At 37.0% G+C, this 21,823-nt stretch carries 17 protein-coding genes; 9 read left to right on the forward strand and 8 right to left on the reverse strand.

All coding sequences use genetic code 11. The annotated features are described in order from the left end of the window. Nucleotides 1-108: 108 nt before the first annotated feature. From LV89_RS06290 to LV89_RS06300, 3 genes are all read right to left on the reverse strand, one after another. On the reverse strand, nucleotides 109-4,005 hold the full coding sequence (locus LV89_RS06290; protein WP_109742020.1) for an Ig-like domain-containing protein: 3,897 nt from the start codon (nucleotides 4,003-4,005) through the stop codon (nucleotides 109-111). Between the two features lie 290 nt (nucleotides 4,006-4,295). After that, nucleotides 4,296-5,333 carry a GTPase ObgE gene (gene obgE, locus LV89_RS06295; protein WP_109742021.1) on the reverse strand — a complete coding sequence of 346 codons (1,038 nt, stop codon included), beginning with the start codon at nucleotides 5,331-5,333 and terminating at the stop codon, nucleotides 4,296-4,298. Between the two features lie 90 nt (nucleotides 5,334-5,423). After that, nucleotides 5,424-5,993, reverse strand: a complete 570-nt coding sequence (locus tag LV89_RS06300; RefSeq protein ID WP_109742022.1) for an adenylate kinase — start codon at nucleotides 5,991-5,993, stop codon at nucleotides 5,424-5,426. A 439-nt stretch (nucleotides 5,994-6,432) separates the two neighbouring features. On the opposite strand from LV89_RS06300, the gene LV89_RS06305 reads away from it, so the two are divergent. After that, nucleotides 6,433-7,674, forward strand: coding sequence for an acyl-CoA dehydrogenase family protein (locus tag LV89_RS06305; protein ID WP_109742023.1), 1,242 nt, complete (start codon nucleotides 6,433-6,435; stop codon nucleotides 7,672-7,674). A 242-nt stretch (nucleotides 7,675-7,916) separates the two neighbouring features. On the opposite strand, the gene LV89_RS06310 is transcribed toward LV89_RS06305, so the two are convergent. Together LV89_RS06310 and murD are read right to left on the reverse strand one after the other, a co-directional pair. Continuing rightward, complete coding sequence (locus LV89_RS06310) at nucleotides 7,917-8,738, reverse strand: SGNH/GDSL hydrolase family protein (protein WP_109742024.1); 822 nt, start codon at nucleotides 8,736-8,738, stop codon at nucleotides 7,917-7,919. Nucleotides 8,739-8,767: 29 nt separating this feature from the next. Continuing rightward, entirely contained in the window at nucleotides 8,768-10,111 is a 1,344-nt protein-coding gene (gene murD / locus LV89_RS06315) for a UDP-N-acetylmuramoyl-L-alanine--D-glutamate ligase (RefSeq protein WP_109742025.1), read from the reverse strand. A 381-nt stretch (nucleotides 10,112-10,492) separates the two neighbouring features. On the opposite strand from murD, the gene LV89_RS06320 reads away from it, so the two are divergent. From LV89_RS06320 to LV89_RS25490, 4 genes are all read left to right on the forward strand, one after another. Beyond that, the gene (locus LV89_RS06320) at nucleotides 10,493-11,815 is read left to right on the forward strand and encodes a DEAD/DEAH box helicase (RefSeq protein WP_109742026.1); all 1,323 of its coding nucleotides are present in this window, start codon (nucleotides 10,493-10,495) and stop codon (nucleotides 11,813-11,815) included. A gap of 389 nt (nucleotides 11,816-12,204) precedes the next feature. After that, on the forward strand, nucleotides 12,205-15,138 hold the full coding sequence (locus tag LV89_RS06325; RefSeq protein ID WP_109742027.1) for a sensor histidine kinase: 2,934 nt from the start codon (nucleotides 12,205-12,207) through the stop codon (nucleotides 15,136-15,138). A gap of 200 nt (nucleotides 15,139-15,338) precedes the next feature. Then, a complete protein-coding gene (locus LV89_RS06330; protein ID WP_109742028.1) occupies nucleotides 15,339-15,962 on the forward strand; it encodes a response regulator in 624 nt (207 codons plus the stop codon). Between the two features lie 14 nt (nucleotides 15,963-15,976). Continuing rightward, on the forward strand, nucleotides 15,977-16,129 hold the full coding sequence (locus tag LV89_RS25490) for a hypothetical protein (protein WP_170117752.1): 153 nt from the start codon (nucleotides 15,977-15,979) through the stop codon (nucleotides 16,127-16,129). 54 nt (nucleotides 16,130-16,183) lie between these two features. Here the strand turns inward: LV89_RS25490 and LV89_RS25545 are convergent, their stop codons facing one another. After that, nucleotides 16,184-16,366 carry a hypothetical protein gene (locus tag LV89_RS25545; RefSeq protein ID WP_211321159.1) on the reverse strand — a complete coding sequence of 61 codons (183 nt, stop codon included), beginning with the start codon at nucleotides 16,364-16,366 and terminating at the stop codon, nucleotides 16,184-16,186. A gap of 66 nt (nucleotides 16,367-16,432) precedes the next feature. Here LV89_RS25545 and LV89_RS06340 point away from each other — a divergent pair, with 66 nt between their 5' ends. From LV89_RS06340 to LV89_RS06355, 4 genes are read left to right on the forward strand one after another with little or no spacing between them, the layout of a single operon-like run. Continuing rightward, nucleotides 16,433-16,903 (forward strand): hypothetical protein, encoded by a 471-nt coding sequence (locus LV89_RS06340; RefSeq protein WP_109742029.1) that lies wholly within the window; start codon nucleotides 16,433-16,435, stop codon nucleotides 16,901-16,903. Nucleotides 16,904-16,915: 12 nt separating this feature from the next. Continuing rightward, nucleotides 16,916-17,452, forward strand: coding sequence for a hypothetical protein (locus tag LV89_RS06345; RefSeq protein WP_109742030.1), 537 nt, complete (start codon nucleotides 16,916-16,918; stop codon nucleotides 17,450-17,452). Next, nucleotides 17,449-19,047 carry a phage tail-like protein gene (locus tag LV89_RS06350; RefSeq protein ID WP_109742031.1) on the forward strand — a complete coding sequence of 533 codons (1,599 nt, stop codon included), beginning with the start codon at nucleotides 17,449-17,451 and terminating at the stop codon, nucleotides 19,045-19,047. Before LV89_RS06345 ends, LV89_RS06350 begins: the two co-directional genes overlap by 4 nt. A gap of 7 nt (nucleotides 19,048-19,054) precedes the next feature. Continuing rightward, nucleotides 19,055-19,390 carry a LytR/AlgR family response regulator transcription factor gene (locus tag LV89_RS06355; RefSeq protein WP_109742032.1) on the forward strand — a complete coding sequence of 112 codons (336 nt, stop codon included), beginning with the start codon at nucleotides 19,055-19,057 and terminating at the stop codon, nucleotides 19,388-19,390. Nucleotides 19,391-19,473: 83 nt separating this feature from the next. On the opposite strand, the gene LV89_RS06360 is transcribed toward LV89_RS06355, so the two are convergent. Together LV89_RS06360 and LV89_RS06365 are read right to left on the reverse strand one after the other, a co-directional pair. Further along, nucleotides 19,474-20,274 carry an alpha/beta fold hydrolase gene (locus LV89_RS06360; RefSeq protein ID WP_109742033.1) on the reverse strand — a complete coding sequence of 267 codons (801 nt, stop codon included), beginning with the start codon at nucleotides 20,272-20,274 and terminating at the stop codon, nucleotides 19,474-19,476. 147 nt (nucleotides 20,275-20,421) lie between these two features. Further along, complete coding sequence (locus LV89_RS06365; protein WP_109742034.1) at nucleotides 20,422-21,750, reverse strand: rhamnogalacturonidase; 1,329 nt, start codon at nucleotides 21,748-21,750, stop codon at nucleotides 20,422-20,424. Nucleotides 21,751-21,823 lie beyond the last annotated feature (73 nt).

Consider the following 21,823-nt stretch of genomic DNA (forward strand, 5'->3'; position numbering starts at 1 on the left):
CAGTTTTGGAAATGTTAGTTCCCTAAACTGGCTTTTTTTTGATACTTTTTATTTTCGGTTATTGATAACTGTTTACTGATAACTGTTAACTGCTCACTGAAACCCCGTTTACTTTCTAAGCGTTATTACTTTTCTGGTTTTTTCAAATCCATCTGTCGAAATTCTTACAACATAAGTATCACCATGATAATCAGGCAATTGAACCTTTTTGAATGTGGTAAATTTATCGACTTTATATTCTGAAATTAGTCTTCCGTAAAGGTCATAAATCGTGATAGTTGCTCCGATTAAATCTTCAAGAACTTCTACATTAATAACGCCGTCAGCACTTGGGTTAGGGAATATACTCATTCCATCAAAACTCTGGTCTCTTACATATTTCAAGACCGCAGAATTATTAGAATAACATACTAATTTCCCAATTGACGCTGGAACATTTATATAAGTGATACTTGCTTGTACTTGATAGTCTCCGTCTTTTTTGGCTTTAATAATTCGGGTCTTCAAATCCGCTTGTAAATCACCATTGTATCTCCAAATGTAACCTTCTTCATCTCCTACTCCTTGGGCATCTAATGAGAATGTCCCTGCTTGCTTAATAATTGTTGGCGTTGGATTTGCCCTTGAATCAACCGCAATCGGAGCAGATGCTAATGAAATACATCCATTTCCATCTTGAACTTTTGCAAAATAATTTCCTGTTTTTGAAGCAAAAATAGACGTTTGGTCTTCCCCATTTCCTAAAGAATCGGTTGTAGTTCGCCACCAAAATGCTTTAAAAGGACTTGAAGAAACTAATCTCACCCTCGAACCATCACAAAAAGTAGTTGCCCCATTGGGCGTTAATATTGGTGTTGTTGGTAATGGATTCACACGCACTTGAACTGCCTGTGATGGCTTAGACAAACACCCAAAACTATTGATTGATTGTACCGTAACATTACCCGCAATATTGATGACAACATTGGGCGTTGTCGCTCCTGTACTCCATTTGAAGGAAAGGTTATTTCCTCCAACAGCACTTAATGTAACGTTTTTATCGGCACAAAATGGAATAGCTCCACGTATCGTAATGGTCGGAGATTCTGGCAATGGATTAACTGTTGTTCTTATGGTATCTGATACGGCAACGGCTTTACAACCATTAGTATCTGTAACTGCAACGGCAATTGAACTGGCTTTTGTCCACGCAAATTGACGAGACATCGACTCTACGATAGTTTCTCCATCAACTATCCAACGATAAAAGTTTTTCGTTCCATTCGGTGTTGTACTTGGCGTACTTGATTGTACAATGGTACTGTCGCCCTCACAAAAGATTTTTGATTTGACAATTGACACACTTGGCTTAGTTGGCAAAGCATTAACCGTTACTTTCAATGGTTTTGAATAAGGAGCAAAACAACCAAAAACATCTCGAACTTTTACGCTAAATGAACCAGAGGTACTTGTAAAAACTTCGGGTTCTGTTGATACTTCTTTTTGGGTACTCTCATCTCTCCAAGTATATTTAGATACATTACCATTGGCTACTAAAGCTTTCATCGTCACTCTACCTCCTTCACAAACGGTTGCCGTAATAGGAAATGGCAAAATACTCGCTGCTTGTGGAGCTTCACGGACTGTTACAACCACATTTTTAGACGTATCAGACAAACAACTTTTATCACTGATGGTACGTACATAAAATTTACCAACTTTTCCCAAAGAGGTTGTGGTAAAATATTGACTTGTGGTATCAATCAGAACAGATTTTTTATTGCTAAACTCCGTGTTATTCTTCGTGTTAATCCATTTATACACACCATTGGGAGAATCTGTCGAAGTAAGCGTTACCGTTGAATCTGGACAAAAAGTAAATGGACCGTTTCCTGTAATGGTTGGTGTTGTTGGAAGTGGATTTATCGTAACGGTTGTAACGTCAGAAGCATCTTTTGATTTACAAGCTTTAAAATTATTAGGGAAAGTAGAAACAGACTTTACACTCACTTTTATAAACTCTGTTTTTGTACTTCTGGTAGTAAGGGCTACATCAACTTGAGCATCCTTTGCATTATTATAATCCCATTCAAAAGTAGTTCCCGCAGTCGTTGAAGATGCTCTTAAAGTTGTAAAGTCTTTAAAACAAAACTCCGTCGGACGCAATGCTGTAATAATTGGTTTTGCAGGAAGAGGGTCAACTGCAACAACCGTTATTAAAGACGGCAACGAAGTACACGCAGGCGTTTGCGTATCTGTATAAGTTAAGCTAAAACTGCCTGCTCCATATACCGTGATATTTTGAGTATTTTTTCCATTACTCCATAAATATGTTCCATTTCCTTTATTATTTGAACTCAAGACAACACTGTCAAGTTCGCAAATACGGTAAGCAGTTCCTTTATCAATAATTGGAATGGCAGGTCTTAAATTAACCGTTATTGTCAATGGATTTGAAGCTACCGAGTTACAACCATTGGCATCTAAAGCTTTAACAGTGTAAGTGTTAGTACTTCTTACAATAATTCCATCAGCTCCCGTAGTTGTGGTATCACCTGTACTTCTACTCCAAACGTTTTTATTGGCAGTATAACTTGACGTTAATCTTACCGAATTTCCTTCACAAAAAATAGTTGCTCCGCCTGCCGTAATTGTTGGTTTGGCAGGAACTGTTGGAAATAGTTGTAATACCACAGGCGTTGTTGAATAATCGGATGAACAACCCACTGAATTATCATAAGAAACGGTGTAGGAATAAGTTCCACCAGCCGTTACATCTGTTCCAATTACATCTAACAAATTAGAAGTTGTTGAACTTGTCACAAGAACATTATCACGCTTCCAATTATATTTTGCTCCTCCGCTTGTTGCCGTAAGTGTTTTAAAATCTGTACCACAAATAATATTAGGAGAAAAACTTGCTGGCGAAATGGTAGGCGTTGCAGGTTTTGGAGAAACTTTCAAAGCTACGGGAGTTGATTCTGCCGAAACACAACCAACAGCGTTTTGAGACGTTACTGTATAATTATAGGTATTTGGAATGGTTACATCTGTACCCGTAACTGTAATAGAATTGGTTGAACCTGTGATAGTCGTACCAGAACGTCTCCAAGTATATGAAGTTGCTCCAGCCGTAGCCGTTAAAACTTGCGTTGCTGTTCCACAAATCGGTGAAGAAACCGTTGCTGGTGAAATCGTTGGTGTAGTTGCTGCTGGCGACAACGTTAATGAAACACCTGTTGTTGAAAATACTAAAGGACAACCTGCGGCATTAGCTAAAGCTGCAGTATAGCTGAATGTTCCTGTTGCATCTGTTCCTGTAACCAACAAACTATTTGCGGTATTTGATAAGGTTGTTGTACCACGTTTCCAAACATAAGACGCTCCTCCTCCACTTGCCGATAAAGTTTGGGTAGAAGTACCACAAATTAACGTATTGGCATCTGCTGCTGAAACTGTGGGAGCAGCCAATGTTGGCGACATACTTAAAACAACTGGATTACTCGAAGCAGTACAACCAGAAGTAGCATTAGTAGTACTAACTGTATAACTATAACTTCCTGGTGTGCCTACATCTGAACCTGCCACTGAAATTGAAATGGTAGAACCACTAATGGTAGTTCCGTCTCTTTTCCATGTATAATTAGAAGCACTTGAAGAGGTCAACGTTTGTGTAGCTGAACCACAAATAGGGCTTGCTACCGACGATGGTGAGATAGTAGGAGTGGCAGGAACAATATTACTCGGAATTGTAGTACTCAATGAAGTTGTACCCGTAGCTTTCGTAATAACCACAGAATATGAACCACTCGGTTGGGTTATCGAAGCAGTAGATGCGGTAAAAGTACCTGCTGCATTTCTCCAACTATATGCCGTAATACCCGTTGTTGGAGAAACTGATAATGTTTGAGTACCACTACCTGTACAAGTATAAGCACCGCCTACGATAGACTGCGACCATGAAAATTGTGTCGCTAATAAAGCGAAGCAGGTTAATAGAAGTATTTTTTTGAAAATGTTCATCATAATAAGGTATGCTAAAAAATAGTTGGCGGGATATTTTTTATTAGTTTCAGAATCTCTTGCTTTATTAACGAATTTTATAACGGTAAATTTTCATCTTCATTTATCATGACCGTCACCCAAAAAAGGGTTGTGTAAAAAGTATTATGTATTAAGTCCTAAGAATTTTCCACAAAATCAATGTAACCATTCAGATTAAAGTATCTCAACTTTATTCGGTCTGATTTTCTTAAAAATTAATACTTCGGACTCATTACACAACCCTTTTATTCATATCTCTTTCCTTAAAATTGTTAGGCTTCATCATTTCCTGCCTCAATTTCTTGAACAGGTGGTTGTGCATTTTGTAATGTACTCCATAATAAATCCTTCAACTCTACAAGTCCTTGCTCCATAATTGACGAGAAGAAAATATGTGATAATCCTTCTGGAATTTGGCTCAAAATTCGCTCACGATGCTCTTCTGTCTCTACCAAATCCATTTTAGAAATTGCCAAAATTCTTTCCTTGTCTAACAACGCAGGATTATATTGTTTTAGCTCATTCAATAATACGTGGTATTCTTCATTGATGTCTTCTGCGGAAGCAGGCACTAAGAAGAGAAGAATTGAATTTCGCTCAATATGACGTAAAAATCTTGTTCCTAAGCCTTTTCCTTCTGCTGCACCTTCAATAATTCCGGGAATATCCGCCATTACAAATGAACGAAATCCACGATAAGATACAACCCCTAAATTTGGAACGATTGTCGTAAATGGATAATCTGCAATTTCTGGTTTAGCTGCCGACATAACCGACAAAAGCGTTGATTTCCCTGCATTCGGAAAACCTACCAAACCAACATCTGCTAATACTTTTAATTCTAAAATCACCCATTTATCCTCCCCTATTTCACCAGGTTGAGCATAATGTGGCGATTGATTTGTTGATGATTTGAAGTTGTAATTCCCTAAACCGCCACGTCCACCACGCAACAAGATAACTTCTTCATCTTGTTTGGTAACTTCGGCTAAAAAATCTCCCGTTTCTGGGTCTCTTACAATTGTTCCCAAAGGCACCTCAATAATGGCATCTGCTCCTTGCGAGCCAGAACGTCTTTGTCCTTCGCCACCATTTCCGTCTTTGGCAAAAATGTGTTTTTGATATTTAAGGTGTAATAATGTCCAGTGGTCTGTGGTTCCTCTAAGAACTACGTGACCGCCACGTCCGCCATCGCCACCATCGGGACCACCCTTAGGCACGTGTTTTTCACGGCGAAAGTGACTTGAACCACTACCTCCATGACCAGAACGGACATTTATTTTAACGTAATCAATGAAATTTGAAGTCATGTTTTTAATATAGGTATAAGGTATGAAGTATGAGGTATGAGGTATCGTTACAACAATACCCATACCTCATATCTCATACCTCATACCTCCTTATAATGCGTCTATCGCTGTGCAAATATTTGAGAAAATCTCTTCGATATTTCCGATACCATTCACTTTTGAAACTTTACCTTGTGCTTCGTAATAAGGTAAAACATGAACCGTTTTCGAGAAATATTCGTCAATTCTTTTTAATAATTTATCCGCATCGTCATCAGCACGTCCAGATACTTTCTGACGTTCTGCGATACGAGTTTTGATTTCGTCTTCGTTTACTTCCAATTGAACAACACCATTTATCGTTTGTCCGTTCTTTTCTAAATAAACATCCAATGCTTCTGCCTGTGCAACTGTGCGAGGAAAACCGTCAAAAATAAACCCTTTTGCATCTGGATTTTTCTTTACTTCCTCTTCCAACATATCAATGGTGATAGAATCTGGCACTAACATTCCATCTGCTAAAATTTGCTTTACTCGCTTTCCGAGTTCAGTATCATTTGAAATGTGCATACGGAATAAATCACCCGTAGAAATATGTACTAACTGATACTTTTCAATCAATTTAGCTGATTGCGTTCCTTTACCTGCCCCTGGAGGTCCAAACAAGACGAGATTTAACATTCGTTTTACGATTATTTTAAAATAACAATTAATGTTTTGTTCTAAGAACCACAAAGTTACAATAAGCACTTGAAAATAAATAGAGAATTATGCTAAACCAAAATATCTATAAGCATTATGCACGCATACTATTTTGTATTAAATTTACAAAAAACAAGACAATTCAAAGGTTTCAATTGTGAATTGGTGAGTTATGATTTAGTGAATTATTTGTCTGAACTATGATTCGTTAGATTTAGGGATTATAAGATTATCCATAAGAAGAATCCAAAAATCTATAAATCTGACAAATCTTAGTGCAAAACAATAACTCACTAATTCACAACTTCCTAATTTGAAAAATCCAAAAATCTATAAATCTGACAAATCTTAGTGCAAAACAATAATTCACTAAATCACTAATTCACAACTCACAATTAAACAAATCACAACTAAAAACATGGAAGAGCTATTTGCAACCGATAAAACCAGAGACATTTTACCAAAAATCAAAGCGTTTTTGGTAAAAGAAATATATCCACTCGAAACTGCCCAAAACCTAACAGGTCGTTTTTCTAAAGTTGCCAAAATTTTAGATGAAAAACGTGAATTAGTTAAACAATTAGGACTTTGGGGATTACAACATACCGTTGAGGAAGGTGGTTTGGGCTTAACGCTTTGTGAATTTGGACAAGTTTCGGAAGTTTTAGCTACCACTCCTTTCGGGCATTATACTTTCAATTGCCAAGCTCCCGATATTGGCAATATGGAATTGATTGGGAAATATGCCTCTCAGGAAATTAAAGATAAATATTTACACCCTTTGGTTGAAGGAAAAATCCGTTCGTGTTTTTCTATGACTGAACCCGATTATGCAGGTTCGAACCCTGTAAATATGGGTACAACCGCCGTCCGTGATGGCGACGAATACGTAATTAATGGTAGAAAATGGTTTACCTCTTCGGCAGATGGAGCGGCTTTTGCGGTGGTAATGGCGGTAACAAATCCTGACGCAACACCACATAAAAGAGCGAGCCAAATTATTGTGCCGACTGATACAAAAGGTTTTAAATTGGAAAGAAATATCAGCATCATGGGCGACCACGAAGCTGACCATTGGGCGAGCCATGCGGAGGTAACATACACGGATGTACGTGTACCCGTGAGTAATTTGATTGCCGCCGAAGGCATGGGATTTATGTTGGCTCAAGAACGACTTGGACCGGGAAGAATCCACCACTGTATGCGTTGGATTGGGATTTCGGAACGTTGTTTTGACCTTATGTGCAAACGTGCTGCGACTCGTGATATGGGCGATGGCACGATGTTGGGTGAAAAACAAGCCGTACAATTTTGGATTGCTGAAAGTCGTGCCAACATCAATGCAGCTCGTTTGATGGTTTTACGAACGGCAGATAATATTGATAAATTTGGAGCATCAGCAGTAAGAAATCAGATTTCGGAAATCAAATTTTTCTGTGCCAATGTCATGCTAAAAGTAATTGACCACGCTATTCAAATACACGGAGCGTATGGCATTACCGACGATTTATTATTATCATTTTGGTATCGCCACGAAAGAGGTGCAAGAATTTACGACGGAGCCGACGAAGTACACAAATCCGCTTTGGCAAGGTCAATTTTGGCAGGCTATGGTTTAGAGATGAAGAAAAAAGTGCCACAGGTGGCATTTAGTAGGTAGTTTTTTACAAAGTCAGTCGCTCGCATCTTGCGAGTGACGACTATTTACAGGCTTCCAGCCGATGGGGTAAATTTAATAGGCAAGATGTTCCACTGGTTCAAGCGAGGACGCTTGAACCAGAAACGAGGACGCTTGAACCAGAAACGAGGACGCTTGAACCAGAAACGAGGACACTTGAACCAGAGAGGTCAAAGACACCCAAACAAAACGCCCCCTGATTGCAAATCAAGGGAATTCAAACCTCACTTCCTCATCACCCCAAGCAACTCTTTTGTAATCACTTCATAGCCTTTATCAGAAGGATGAAGTCCGTCGTAAGTCATGTTGATGGCTTCTAAGGGATAAGGATATTCGTCCGTTTCTGGATTAAAAGGAATATCTATAAACGATGGATATTTGTAGTCTTTGTAATTACCTGTTTGTGGGTCTTTCAATCGCTTAAATTTTACGAGTTTCTTATGTGATAACTTTTTGTTATTGTACAAATCTACCACTTCAAAATGCTCATGTTTTCCAATAGCACTTATCGCCTCTGCAAATTGCGATAAATACTGCCCTTTTTTCTCTTTGTAAGAACCATAAGCATTGTTTTTCATATTGGCGATATAGACAAAATCAACTCTTTGCATGGGCGTAATCAAGATGATTTTTGCATCAGGATTCAACGTTTTCAGTTTATCAATAATGATGCGATAAGCCCCAAAAACCGTATTAAAACCTGTGTTGTTTTCGTAGTCTGCAAAAACGCCAAGGGGCTTGCCTCCCCACCAGTCGTTCGTTCCTAAAAACACGGAATAAATATCCGCTTTTTGCAAATTGAGCGTTTCTATTTTTTCAGCAATTTTACAGGCAGTCCAGCCATTATGTCCTTGATTGACAAACTCAATGTCTGGTAATTTTTCAACCACACGAGTCATGTAACCTTTGGTGATTCTGTTACCCGTTTGGTCTTGGTGGTCGTTGAGATACGTGATAGAATCTCCGATGGCAGTCCAAGTGATTTTTTGGGGCTTCATCGAACAAGTAACGACTAAAATAAAGAAAGAGAGTAAGATTTTTTTCATTTGGTTATTTTGTTTTCAAAACTTCACATCTACTCCCCCAAAGCCGCTACCGCCGCTTTAAACTGTCGTCCTCTATCTTCATAATTTTTGAATAAATCAAAACTTGCACAGGCAGGCGAAAGCAACACTACATCACCTTCTGTTCCTAAATCGGCGGATAGGTTCACGGCTTTTTGTAAACTATCTACCGAGAAAATCATAGGAACTTTCTTTCCAAAAAATTCTAATAATTTAGCGTTGTCCGTTCCCATACAAATGAGAGCCTTTACTTTTTCTTCTATCAATTGCTCAATTTGGCGGTAATCGTTTCCTTTATCAACGCCACCCATTATTAAAATGATTGGTTCAGTGAAACTCCCCAAAGCATAAAAAACAGAATCGACATTGGTTGCTTTTGAGTCGTTTACGTATTTTACACCTTTGATTTCCCCGCAAGGTTCAAGACGATGTTCTACACTTTGGAACGACTTTAAACCATCAGTAATTTGCCCATTTTCAAGTCCTAAAGATTTAGAAACTAAAATGGCTGCTAATGAATTTATCACATTATGCGAGCCTTTAATGGGTAATTCAGCCTGTGGAAATTCAAAAATTTCATTGTTGTAATTTACCTTCAAAATCTCATTTGCTAAATATCCACCTTGTGCAACTTCTCCAATTAAAGAAATCGGCAAACGATTGACAGACAAATCATTACGCTTAACTAACTCTCCCGCCAAGGCTTCACTTTCCTGATAATAAATAAAATTATCGGTCTTTGTCATGTTTTGAGTTATCCTAAATTTAGACTCGATATAATTCTGAAATTCATAATTATATCTATCCAAATGGTCGGGCGTGATGTTTAATAAAATGGCAACATCAGCCTTAAAATCAAAACAATTATCTAATTGAAAACTGCTGAGTTCTAAGACAAAATAATCGAAAGTATCTTCAATTACTTGCTTCGCAAAACTCTCTCCCACGTTACCTGCAAGTCCAACGTTAAGTCCTGCATTTTTCAAGATATGGTAAGTCAAAAGCGTAGTGGTTGTTTTACCATTACTACCCGTGATGGCTACAATCTTCGCTTTGGTATAACGTGAAGCAAACTCAATTTCAGAAATTACAGGAATCCGTAAAGAATGTAATTTCTTGATTAATTCCACTTTATCGGGAATCCCTGGGCTTTTGATAACTTCATCGGCATCTAAAATTTGATTTTCAGTGTGTTCGCCTTCTTCAAAAGGTATGTCGTTTTGAGCTAAAATTTCTTTGTATTTATCCGACAATAATCCTTTGTCCGACAAAAAAACTTTAAAACCCTTTGCTTTCGCCAATAACGCTGCTCCAACGCCACTTTCTCCTCCACCTAAGATTACTATTTTCTTCATTGTATATATTTTATTTCCAACCGAAAATTAAACATAAATCAATTAACAACAAAAAGCCCTTTTCCTTTCAGATTAGGGCTTTAATTTTTCACAGTATAAATGGAGGTTAATTAATCTGTTTTTGGGGTACTAATTGGTTCAACAAGCGTCTTTGTATATTTTGTTGTGACAGAATATTTCTTTTATCACAATAGATTTAAAAATTAGTTTTGCAAATTTAAAAGAGTAAAATAATGTTTAAAAGAGTAAAAATACCTGTTTTGTAAAATAGCGTAATTTTACTTAAAATACATAACCGCCTGATTTCAAACCACATAAGCTTTTCAAGAAACTGATTTACAGAACGCTAAACAGACAAAAATTATTAAGTACCTTTGCATCATGGAAAATCATCAACATATCGCTCCAGTCCTTAGCAAATTAGGAATCGAAGCCCTCAACCCAATGCAGAAAGAGGCTTACGAGTCTATTTTACAAGAAAAAACAACGTTCCTTATTTCGCCAACAGGTTCTGGGAAAACCTTAGCTTTTCTTTTGCCTTTATTGCAGTTGTTAGACCCCAATAAAAATGCGGTTCAAGCCTTAATCCTTACGCCTTCTCGTGAATTAGCCATGCAAATTGAGCAGGTTTGGAAAAATATGGGAACGGGTATGAAAATCAATGTCTGTTATGGAGGACATTCTATGGCAACCGAAATTCAGAATTTAAGCAATCCTCCTGCTCTTTTGGTGGGAACACCGGGAAGGGTTTTCGACCATATTACTCGTAGAACTTTTGATACTTATCATATCAAAACTTTGATTTTAGATGAGTTTGATAAATCGTTGGATTTAGGATTTCACGACCAAATGTCATACATCATTGGAAACTTGCCCAAACTCAACAAAAGGGTTTTGGTATCGGCAACGTATGGTATCAAAATTCCAGAATTTGTGGGTTTTACGTCTCCCAAAACGTTAAATTTCACGCCCGAAAATGAAGAGAAAAAAGCACTTTCGATGAAAGTTGTTATTTCGGAAGAAAAAGATAAAATTGATGCTTTATTCGATTTGATTTGTTCGTTAAATTCGGAATCTGCCCTGATTTTCTGTAATCACCGTGATGCCGCCGAACGTACTGCCGAATTGCTCAATGAAATGGGAGTTTACACTACTTTTTACCACGGTGGAATGGACCAAGACGACCGTGAGCGTGCTTTGATTTTATTTAGAAATGGAAGCGTTAATTATTTGGTTACGACCGACTTGGCAGCCCGAGGTTTGGATATTCCAGAAATGAAACACGTAATTCATTATCATTTGCCTTTGCAAGAACATGAATTTACGCACAGAAACGGTCGTACTGCACGTATGCACGCCTCTGGAACGGCTTACATGATTTTTCACAGGAATGAATTTCGTCCAAAATACATTGATGAATCTTTAGAAATTTTAGAACTTCCTGAGAAAAACACACTACCTAATCCTCCCGAATTTGTTACGATTTATATTAGCGGAGGCAAGAAAAATAAGTTAAACAAAGTTGATATTGTTGGGTTTTTCTCTAAAAAAGGAGAACTCGAAAAAGGCGATTTAGGCTTGATTGAGGTAAAAGATTTCATGTCGTTTGTAGCGGTAAAACGTACAATTTTCAAAACACTTTTGACGAAAACAAAAGACGAAAAAATCAAAGGAAAGAAATATAAAGTGGAAGTGGCGAGGTAGGTTTTCAGGGGTTAGATTTTAGACCTTTTGTAATTAATATGGCACGCTGATAATCAGATATTTATAGAAAATAAAGGTACAATTAATTGTCCACGTATAAGATAAGAAGAACAAATTAATTGATATTATAAATATGTCGTCATATCGTAGGGGCGTATGCGATACCAATAATGTCAACTTAAGTTTTTAAATTATTCCAAAATTTAGATTATTCCAGTTTCAACGCAGGCAGGGTTTTTGAACCCTGCCTGCGTTAAGCGGATAAATTCCTTAGCGATACTCTCATCAATCTATTCCAAATACTTAAATTAAAAAAATCTATAAAATCTGCGTTAGTATATCTGCGTCATCAGCGTGCCAAAAAACAAAACCACTATTAATCCAAAACAATGAAGCAATTTTTGCTACTTATCTTTCTTTGTATTTTCCAAGCGAAAGCACAGATAAAAATACCTGTGTTACATCACCTTGATACAAAAGATGGATTGTCTTCAAATTTAGTTTGGGATGCTGCCACAGATGCGGATGGTTTTACGTGGTTTGCTACCGAAAGAGGCTTGGTTCGGTATGACGGACATCGTTTCTTTTTTATCCATAAATCTACCGAAAGAGTTTCGAGTATTGTCACAAATACCGCTTCAAAACCATATTTATACGCTTTTTTTGAAAATACAGGATTGATGCGGGTCAATACAAAAACCTATCAAATTGATACTTTACAAAAAAACAACTTCAATAATACTTCCCCAAACGACGATAAATACCGAAATTTATTTTTAGATAGTCAGCAAAAATTATGGTGGAGTACCGCTCAAACGGTTCAATGTTTAGACTTGAAAAAGGCTAAAAAAATGGTCTATAAAATGACCAATGAGTTTTTGGGAGCCGAACTTTTAGGACATTTTATCGAAGACAATCAACATTCGATTTGGGTATTTGGTGAAAATGGTGTTTATAAGAAATCTGTTCAAAGTAAGCAATTAATCAAAATATTGCAGACTTCATTTTCTGCCGTAACCCGTGATGAAAACGGTTTCTTTTGGGCAATCAAAACGGATGGAGAATTAATCAAATTTGCCCCTCTAAATGCTACAATTCTACAACATTTTCCAATTCATTTACGAGATGTTTCAAGTTTATCCTTCACAAAATATCAACAACAAAATGCCATTTGGATTGGGCAAAAAAACGGATTAACCTTATTCTTACCAGAGCAAAACAAGCTCATCAATCTTCCAGAAATTCAGAAAAATGGCGTAAATATCAATGCCATTATTGAGAATAAAAAAGAGCAAAAACTTTGGTTTTGTAGCAATGAGGGCATTTTTCAGTGGAGTACGGAGCAGAATCAGATTGAGAGAATCATCATTCCCGAATCTTTGGTAAAACATCCCGTAACGGTTAATTCCATTATGTCTGAAGATAGTAATACTTTTTGGTTGGGACTTTCGCACACGGGAATTGTTCGATGGAAAAAATCCGATAATTCGTTCCAAATTTTCAAATATGCGAATCCAGAAATTAGCACAAATGCTGTTCATATTTTGCCCAAGAATCAAATTTGGACGAGTTCTTCCGAAGGTGTTTCTCAGTTAAAAAATGGTTCTCTACAAATAGTTAAATTAACTGGAATCAAGCGAAAACCTATCAATGACATTATTTTGGACAAGGAGCAAAACCTTTGGGTAATGCCTCAAAATTCAGCGATTGAAGTTTTCAAATTTCCGACTTTACAACCCATTTCGTTGTGGAATAAAAATGCCTACAAAAACTATTTCACCGAAAATGAATGGCATAATTTTTTACTTTCTCCAGATGGAAAAATTTGGCTAATCGGTTGGATGCCAAAAGCTTATGGCATTAATTATTTTGATAAAAAACAACATAAATTCGTAGAAACAACGGGGCTTTTTCAGCAACAAGATAAAACGGTCAGCGACTATTTTTATCATGGTGTGATGGGACAAAAACAGAGCATTTTGGTAGTTGCAGGAGGTTTTAATCGTTTAGATTTTTCGGGAAAAGTTATTCAAAAAGTTCATTGTGATGATTGGTCGTCCATTTTTGAAAGCATCACTTGGACACGCATTGGCGAAGATGCCAAAGGCACCGTTTGGATAGGCACAAGCGAAGGTCTATACGCTTATATAAATGGTGGCAAGAAGATTTTGAAACTTAAAACGTCGGAAGGATTAATTTCAAATGATATAAAACACGGATTTTTAGTAACTCCCAACAATGCCGTCATGATTGGGGCGGTCAATGGATTTAATGTTATTCCAAACGACTTCACCAATCCTAAAAAAATATTCAACAACTTGATTTTAAGCAACTTAAAAGTTTTAAATCAAGAAACTACCATTCCAGAAAATCATGTTTTGGAACTTGAAAGAAACCAAACTAATATCAGTCTTGATTTTTCAACGTTGGATTATATTTTTAATTCTACCAATAATTATCGATATCGTCTTGGAGAAAGTTCTTGGGTGGAATTGGGCAATAAACCCGAAATCAGATTTGATAATTTAACGCCAAATCAATATTTTTTAGAAGTTCAAGCGGGAGATAATAGCGGAAATTGGCAAGCAGATTCCTTCAAAATGACCATTTATTTAAAAAAAGCATTTTATGAAACAACTGCTTTTTATATTTTCATTATTCTTTTAATGGCTGGTTTTTTCTACGCTTTATATCGTTTTCGTTATCAGCAATTACTTAAATTACAACACGTTAGAGAAAAAATATCAAAAGATTTACATGATGAAGTGGGTTCTACCATGAGTGGAATTAGTATTTTGGGAGCAATCATTCAGCAAAAAATGCCTGATAATCCACAAATTAAAAACTTTACGGATAGAATCGTGGAAGATTCTAAAAGAGTTGGTGATACTTTGGACGATATTGTGTGGAGTGTGAAACCGCAAAACGACCAACTCGACCAACTACTTATCAGAATGAAGCGTTTTGCATCTGACCTTTTTGATGCCGAAGATATTCGTTATCAGTTTGATTTGCCAGAATCTACCGAGCATATAAAATTGAGCATGGACGAACGTTATGATATTTACTTGATTTTTAAAGAAGCCGTCAACAATTTGACAAAATACGCTCAATGTTCGGAAGTGAAAATCAAAATTGAGATTCAAAAACACTCGCTTTTCATGCAGATAAAAGATAACGGAATTGGTTTTAATCCAAATCAACTGACAGAACGCAACGGAATAAGAAATATGAGAAGCAGAACTGAAAACTTGGGCGGAAAAATTAATATTATTTCAGAGAAAGAGAAAGGAACTGATATTCAATTGGAAATTCCTTTGTAGAATGTATTAAGTATTAAGTCCAAAGTATTAAGAATACACTCAAGACTTAATACTTCGGACTTACGACTTAATACATAAGACTTTGGACTCTAAACAATTTACCGTTCGCTAAAATCACACAAAAATACCATTGCAAAATTTTCAGATTTAAGCTTGTTTTGTCATCTCAAATCTATTGAAAACCCATTATTCCACCGCACATGATTAACGTATCTATTTATGAAGACAATCAACGACTCAGCGATTTGCTCATGTTGTTATTAGAAAATACCGAAGGATTTCAGGTTGTGGGGATTCATACAGATTGTACGAAAGTGGTTGAAGAAATGACAATTGAAAAACCCGACGTCATTGTAATGGATATTGATATGCCTAATTCTAATGGAATTGAGGGTGTTTTAGCTGTAAAAAGGGTAAAATCAGAAGTGAAAGTTTTGATGCACACGGTTTTTAACGATGAACGTCTGTTTGAATGTCTCCGTCATGGTGCAGATGGCTATATTCTGAAAAAAGATTCTTCTACTATGTTAGTTTCTGCTATCCGAGATTTAATGAATGGCGGAGCCCCTATGTCCCCCGAAATTGCTACTTTGGTTTTAAAGGCGTTTCGTCAGCCCATCGCAAATGAATATCATCTTACCGAACGTGAAAAAGAGATTTTAGAATTACTAACGCACGGAAATTCCTACAAAATGATTGCGGCAGAATGTTTTATTTCTACCGATACTGTACGTCGTCATTTGCAAAATATTTATCTAAAATTACAAGTACAATCAGCCCCAGAAGCCGTTGCTAAGGCTTTACGTGAGCGTTTGGTTAAGTAGTTGATTGGTTATTGGTGGATTGGTTATCAGTGACTGGTGGATTGGTTGATTGGTTATTGGTTTATTGGTTATTGGTTTATTGGTTATTGGTTGATTGGTTATTGGTGGATTGGTTATCAGTGACTGGTAGATTGGTTATTGGTGGATTGGTTATCAGTAACTGGTAGATTGGTTATTGGTAAGTTGACTAAATAGTACCCAATTTAGAGATTTGATGTTTTTTATATCAAGTTGATTATCAGTAATAACCAATAAACTAATCCACCAATAAACCAATAACCAATCAACCAATAACCAATCAACCAATAAACCAATAACCAATAAACCAATAACCAATAAACCAATAACCAATCAACCAATAACCAATCAACCAATAACCAGTCAACCAATACAAAATATCCCACAAAAGTGCCATTTACAAACGGTTTTTAATTCATGAACTTTGCTGAGCTTTAAAAACTCAAGAAATCATGAAACCCATTCTCATCTTCCTCTTTATTATTTCAAATATTGGTATTGCTTTCTCTCAAACTTCTGGCAATGCACGAGTTGATGCACTTATCAAACAACAAAAACAAGCTAAATCTGGGCAGTTTTTATTTACTGTAAATGGGCAAAAATTTACCGAAAAAGTCAATGTCATTAAATCTGAAAAAAGCTATGGCATCATTGGTGATTTAATGGAAAGTACAAGACCTCTAACGATTCTATTCCAAACATTTACTTCTGGAAAACACGAACTCAATAGCGACAAAAACGTCATTGGTATTCATGACAAAATCTATATAATCAAAGGATTTCTTGATTTGAAAAGCTCTGGAAACCAAGCCTCTGGAACAGTATCAGGGACACTTTTTGAAATAAACTCGAAAGGAAAAACTTCGCCTACTTCAAGTGGAAATATCTCAGGCACATTAAGCGGTTTAATCGTCAATCAATAACCCACCAAAATCATGAACAAAACGTATTTATATATCTGTCTCGCTTGGGTTTTCATCTTCGGCTCTTCGGCAGGTTGTGGTAGTAACAACGGTGACCCAACGCCCCAAAGTGGCATTGATGGCACTTGGAAATTAACCAAAGTAAACGGGCAACAAACCATTCTTACCGACTCAAAAAAAGGCACAACTTACACCACTTATTACGATGGAATGACTGCTGAAGATGTTTCGCAGGGTTTAAAATTAGTTTTTAGCGGTGGTTCGTTTGTTACAGGGTTTATGAATCCTGTATTAATAGTTGGCTCAGGAAAATATGAATTAGGTGGTGGTGGAAGTTTGAGTTTAACACTTAATAATTATCCTTCTGGCAATGTAGCCTTACCGAATGGCAAAGTCTTCAAATTTTTCGGACAATACAAAATATCTGGTAATCAATTAATTATCACTCAAAATCAATCTGACTTTGTAGCATCGGTAATTGCCAGTGGTTCAACGTCAATAAAGGATTTACAAACGTATGACTTAACCCTAACTTATACTCGTCAATGAAAAAGCTAATATTATTTATCCTTTCCTGTTTATCTCTAATCAATATTTCAAATGCTCAAATGGGCATTAATTCCACAGGTACAGCACCAAATTCATCTGCAATGTTGGATGTGAGTAGCACGACAAAAGGTTTATTGCCACCCCGTATGACCTCCGCTCAGAAAAACGCCATTGCTAATCCTGCTGATGGTTTATTAGTCTTTGACACCAATACCCAAAGCTATTGGTTTAGGCAATCGGGAACTTGGACGGAACTTCCCAAAGCAGGTAGTACGTCCAATTATTGGAGTTTATCGGGAGCAGGTGGGAATGAAATACAAAATACTAATTCAGGCGGTTTTTGGTCGGCAAATCCTGTGGGATTACAGCAACCCAGTAATGATACTTCCAATCCTCCGACTGCTCCTGTGAGTGGAGCAGGAACTCGTTTGATGTGGATACCATCCAGAAGTGCGTTCAGAAGTGGAACTGTCACAGGTGACCATGCAACTGATTGGGATGCAGCCAATATTGGTCTTTACTCAGTAGCATTCGGGTTCAATGCGAATGCTTCAGGAATTGTAAGTAGTGCTTTAGGAGCCAATACTATCGCTTCTGGACAAATCAGTACTGCTATCGGAGTAAATACCACGGCATTTGGAGATAGAAGTACAGCGATGGGGAGCAACACCTTTGCAGGGGGATATTCCAGCACCGCAATGGGAGAGGGATCCACTGCTTCGGGATACAACAGTGTGGCAATGGGCTATGGTACAGTCGCTTCTGGAATATATAGTTTGGCAATGGGTTCAAATACGACCGCCTCTGGAGAGAGTAGCGTAGCAATGGGTTCTTACACTACTGCTAATGGAACGAGTTCAACTTCATTGGGTGTCGGAAACCAAGCCTATTCAAACGGGACATTAGCAATTGGCTATTATAATTATGACCCTTTTTTTGTAAGTCCGTCAAGTGTAAACCGTTTTCTTCTAACAATCGGGAATGGTGATGCAGTTAACCGTCGTAACTGTTTTGAAGTTCGCCAAACAGGGACAGTCCAAATTAATCACTATACTCCTACACAAGATAACCCAGACCGTTTTGGTCTTAGAATCAAACGGGATGTTGCCACAGGTAATCAATTTTGGACAATATCACATCCAAGCAACGAAAACCTTGATTTTCATTATGGGGCATCGGGAGCATTCAAGGCGTATGTCCGCCAAACAGATGGAGCATGGGTACAGTCGTCGGATATTCGTTTGAAGGAACAAATAAAACCCGTAGAATCTGTCCTTGAAAAAGTTACTCAATTGAAAGTTGCAAGATATTTCTACAAAACAGATACACTACACATTAATCAACAAATGGGTTTGATTGCTCAGGAAGTTCTACCCCTATTCCCTGAATTTGTAACCCAAAACGGACAATATTATGGTGTGAATTATGGTGGTTTAAGTGTGGTAGCCCTTAAAGCCATTCAAGAATTGAGAGATGAAAATGAGACTTTGCGGGCTATGTTACTGAATGCCAAGAAGCAAGAATCAGAGCAATTGAAAAGCCTAAAAGTTGAAATAGAAATGATAAAAGCTTCTTTGAGTAATTCTCCTAAATGATAAAATCATGGAAAATAAATTATCTCCCATTAAATTTTTAACTGTTAATTACAGGAAAAAAATTAGAATCCCAATGGAAAACATCATCATGCTTGAAGCATCAGGGAATTATACCATTTTCCATATTCGTAATCAGAAAAAACACTTGTACGCCAAGTGCATCAATACTTTTGAAGAACCTCTTCGGAGTGAAGGATTTTTACGTGTACATCGGGGTTATATCATTAACCCCGACTATATGGTTGACTATGACGAAGGGAGTAGTTTAATCTCGATGAAATATGATTTAAAAGTTGTCGTTTCACGTAGAAAGAAAGTCAATCTTCGTACTGAAGTTTTCTGAATAAGTCATTAGGGGCTGGGTGTTCCATAATCTTGATTTTCAAGCTAATGGCAATACTAAATACTAATCCCAACTCCTAATTATCACTCCAAAAACCCAATCACTTCATCGGCAAAAGCTTGCGTTCCGTAGGTATTGTTGTGATTGCCTTTGACGGTTTTGAAAATCGCATTTTTGAAATAGGTTTGTAATACTTTGGGGTCGCCATTGTCTAAATCTTCATCTCCGCAAAGTATCATAACAGGATGATTATATTTCCCTAAATCTTGCGGAGAAGTTACGGGCTGATATTTCTGTAAAAAGCCCAAAGCAATGGTGTCAGCATTGATTGACTTTGCGTATTTTACTGCTCCTGCGGTTTCGGGGTGCAAATGGGCTTTTCCGCTAAAAGCGTCCGCAAACATTAGACGTCTATCCCAATTCGGATTGGTAAAATGCTGACCAATTCCACCTAAAACTACTTTTGTGATAGCTTTATCTTTAGTCAGTAATTTTGCACCAACGATTGCACCTCTTGAGTATCCGACCAAAGAATACTCTTTAATTTTCAAAGATTTCATTAATCCCATTAAATCCTTAACCTCCGCTTCATGCTGATAAAATTTATCTTCATGCGGTTTGTCTGATTTCCCGTTACCACGCATATCAGGCACAATTACTCGAAAACCTTTCGCAATTAAATTTTTATACAACTGAGTTCTTCGCCAATTTTGTCCTGTGTTAATGAAGCCGTGTAAGAGTAAAACAGGCTTTCCTTTTCCTGTATCTTCAAAAGCAATCCTTTGATTATCAAACGATTGATAGTATTTAATGGTTTGTGCATTTCCTGAGAAAGAATAAATACAACACAGAATTAAAATGGCTATTTTTTGAACGGATTTCATGAGGTTTATTGGGAATTAGATGAAAATGAAGATTGAAGATAAGCTGATTTACCCAAGAATAATGTGAGGTTTTACAGGTTATTCATAAAAAATCCCCACAGAAATCAATCTGCGGGGACTTTTTGACAGGTTGGAAACCTGTGCTACTTACTCTACCAATGCTTTATTGATGTTTACTTTCTTCAAAATAAATCCATTCACTACGCTTTTGTCGATTTTTCCATTTTTAGTTTCAATGTTCAGATTATCAAAATTGAAATTTGATAAAACGCTTTGTTTGGAAATCGCAACGTCGAAAAATACGTCACATTTTAGGTCAATATTTTTCAAATTAATATGGTCGCAATACGAAACTGGGGCATCTTTACGACCTTGCAAATCGAAAAATTGTGTCCAAGGTTTTACGTAAATCATACTTTTTGCTTGTCCTTTTACATTTTCAACGCTGATAAATTCGTATAATTGAGGCGTATCTGGACGCATTTTCAACCATAAAACTCTACTCGCTTCATTGACATAACAATTACGCATTACGATATTTTTATTATGAATTGCCTCACTTCCACAAGTCAAAGCCGAGTGACAAAATCCAAATTCGCAGTTTTCGATGATGATATTGGTGTTTTCTCCGTTGTTTGGCACTTTGTCAGCGTAAGGTCCTTTTCCACCTTTCAAAGCAATGGCATCATCATTTACCGACATATAACAACCTTTTATCAAGACATTCGTGCAAACGTCTAAGTCGATGGCATCGGTACTTGGGGCTTTCACGGGTTGATAAGGCGAATAAATATGTACATTCAAAATTTTTACGTTTTGACATTGATAATAATGACTCGTCCAAAATCCCGAATTATGCAATTTCACATCTTGCACTTGTACGTTTTTACAGCCCCAAACAAACACTAAACGTGGACGAGAAACTTCTAAATTTGTACAGTTTGGATTTTCTTTACGTCTCACCCAAAAGGCTTCCCAATAATGCAATCCGTTGCCGTCGATTGTTCCTTTTCCCGAAATCGTAAAACCATCCACACGGTAGGCATTTACCAAAGCCGTGAAATAATCTAAGCTTTGTCCTTCCATGCGAGAAGGCATTTTTGGATAATCCGCAATATTATCAGAACCTTTCAAAATTGCCCCTTCCGACACGTACAAATGCGTTTTGGGTTTAAAAAACAAAGCCCCACTCATGAAAGTACCTTTGGGAATAACGATAACGCCTCCACCTTGTTTAGCAGCTTCATCAATCGTTTTTTGAATTGCCTCCGTTTGCACGAGCGTACTATCATTTACCGCCCCAAACTGCGTAATGACAAATTGTTTACCCAATTTTTTCAACTGAATTTTAGCAGAATCCGAAAACCAAGCAGGTATTTTTGTCCCATCAGGAAACGTATTTTGAGCAGATTTTTGAGCAATCATTTGCCAAGAAACCATCAGCAAATAACTTAAAATAATAATTACTTTTTTCATTATTGAATTTGGGAATATTTTTAGGAATGAAGAGATTATGCTTAGTAAGCAGTTTTGAGGGAGAACTTACTTG

This window comes from Arcicella aurantiaca (assembly GCF_003148625.1).
GTDB classification, from domain to species: domain Bacteria; phylum Bacteroidota; class Bacteroidia; order Cytophagales; family Spirosomataceae; genus Arcicella; species Arcicella aurantiaca.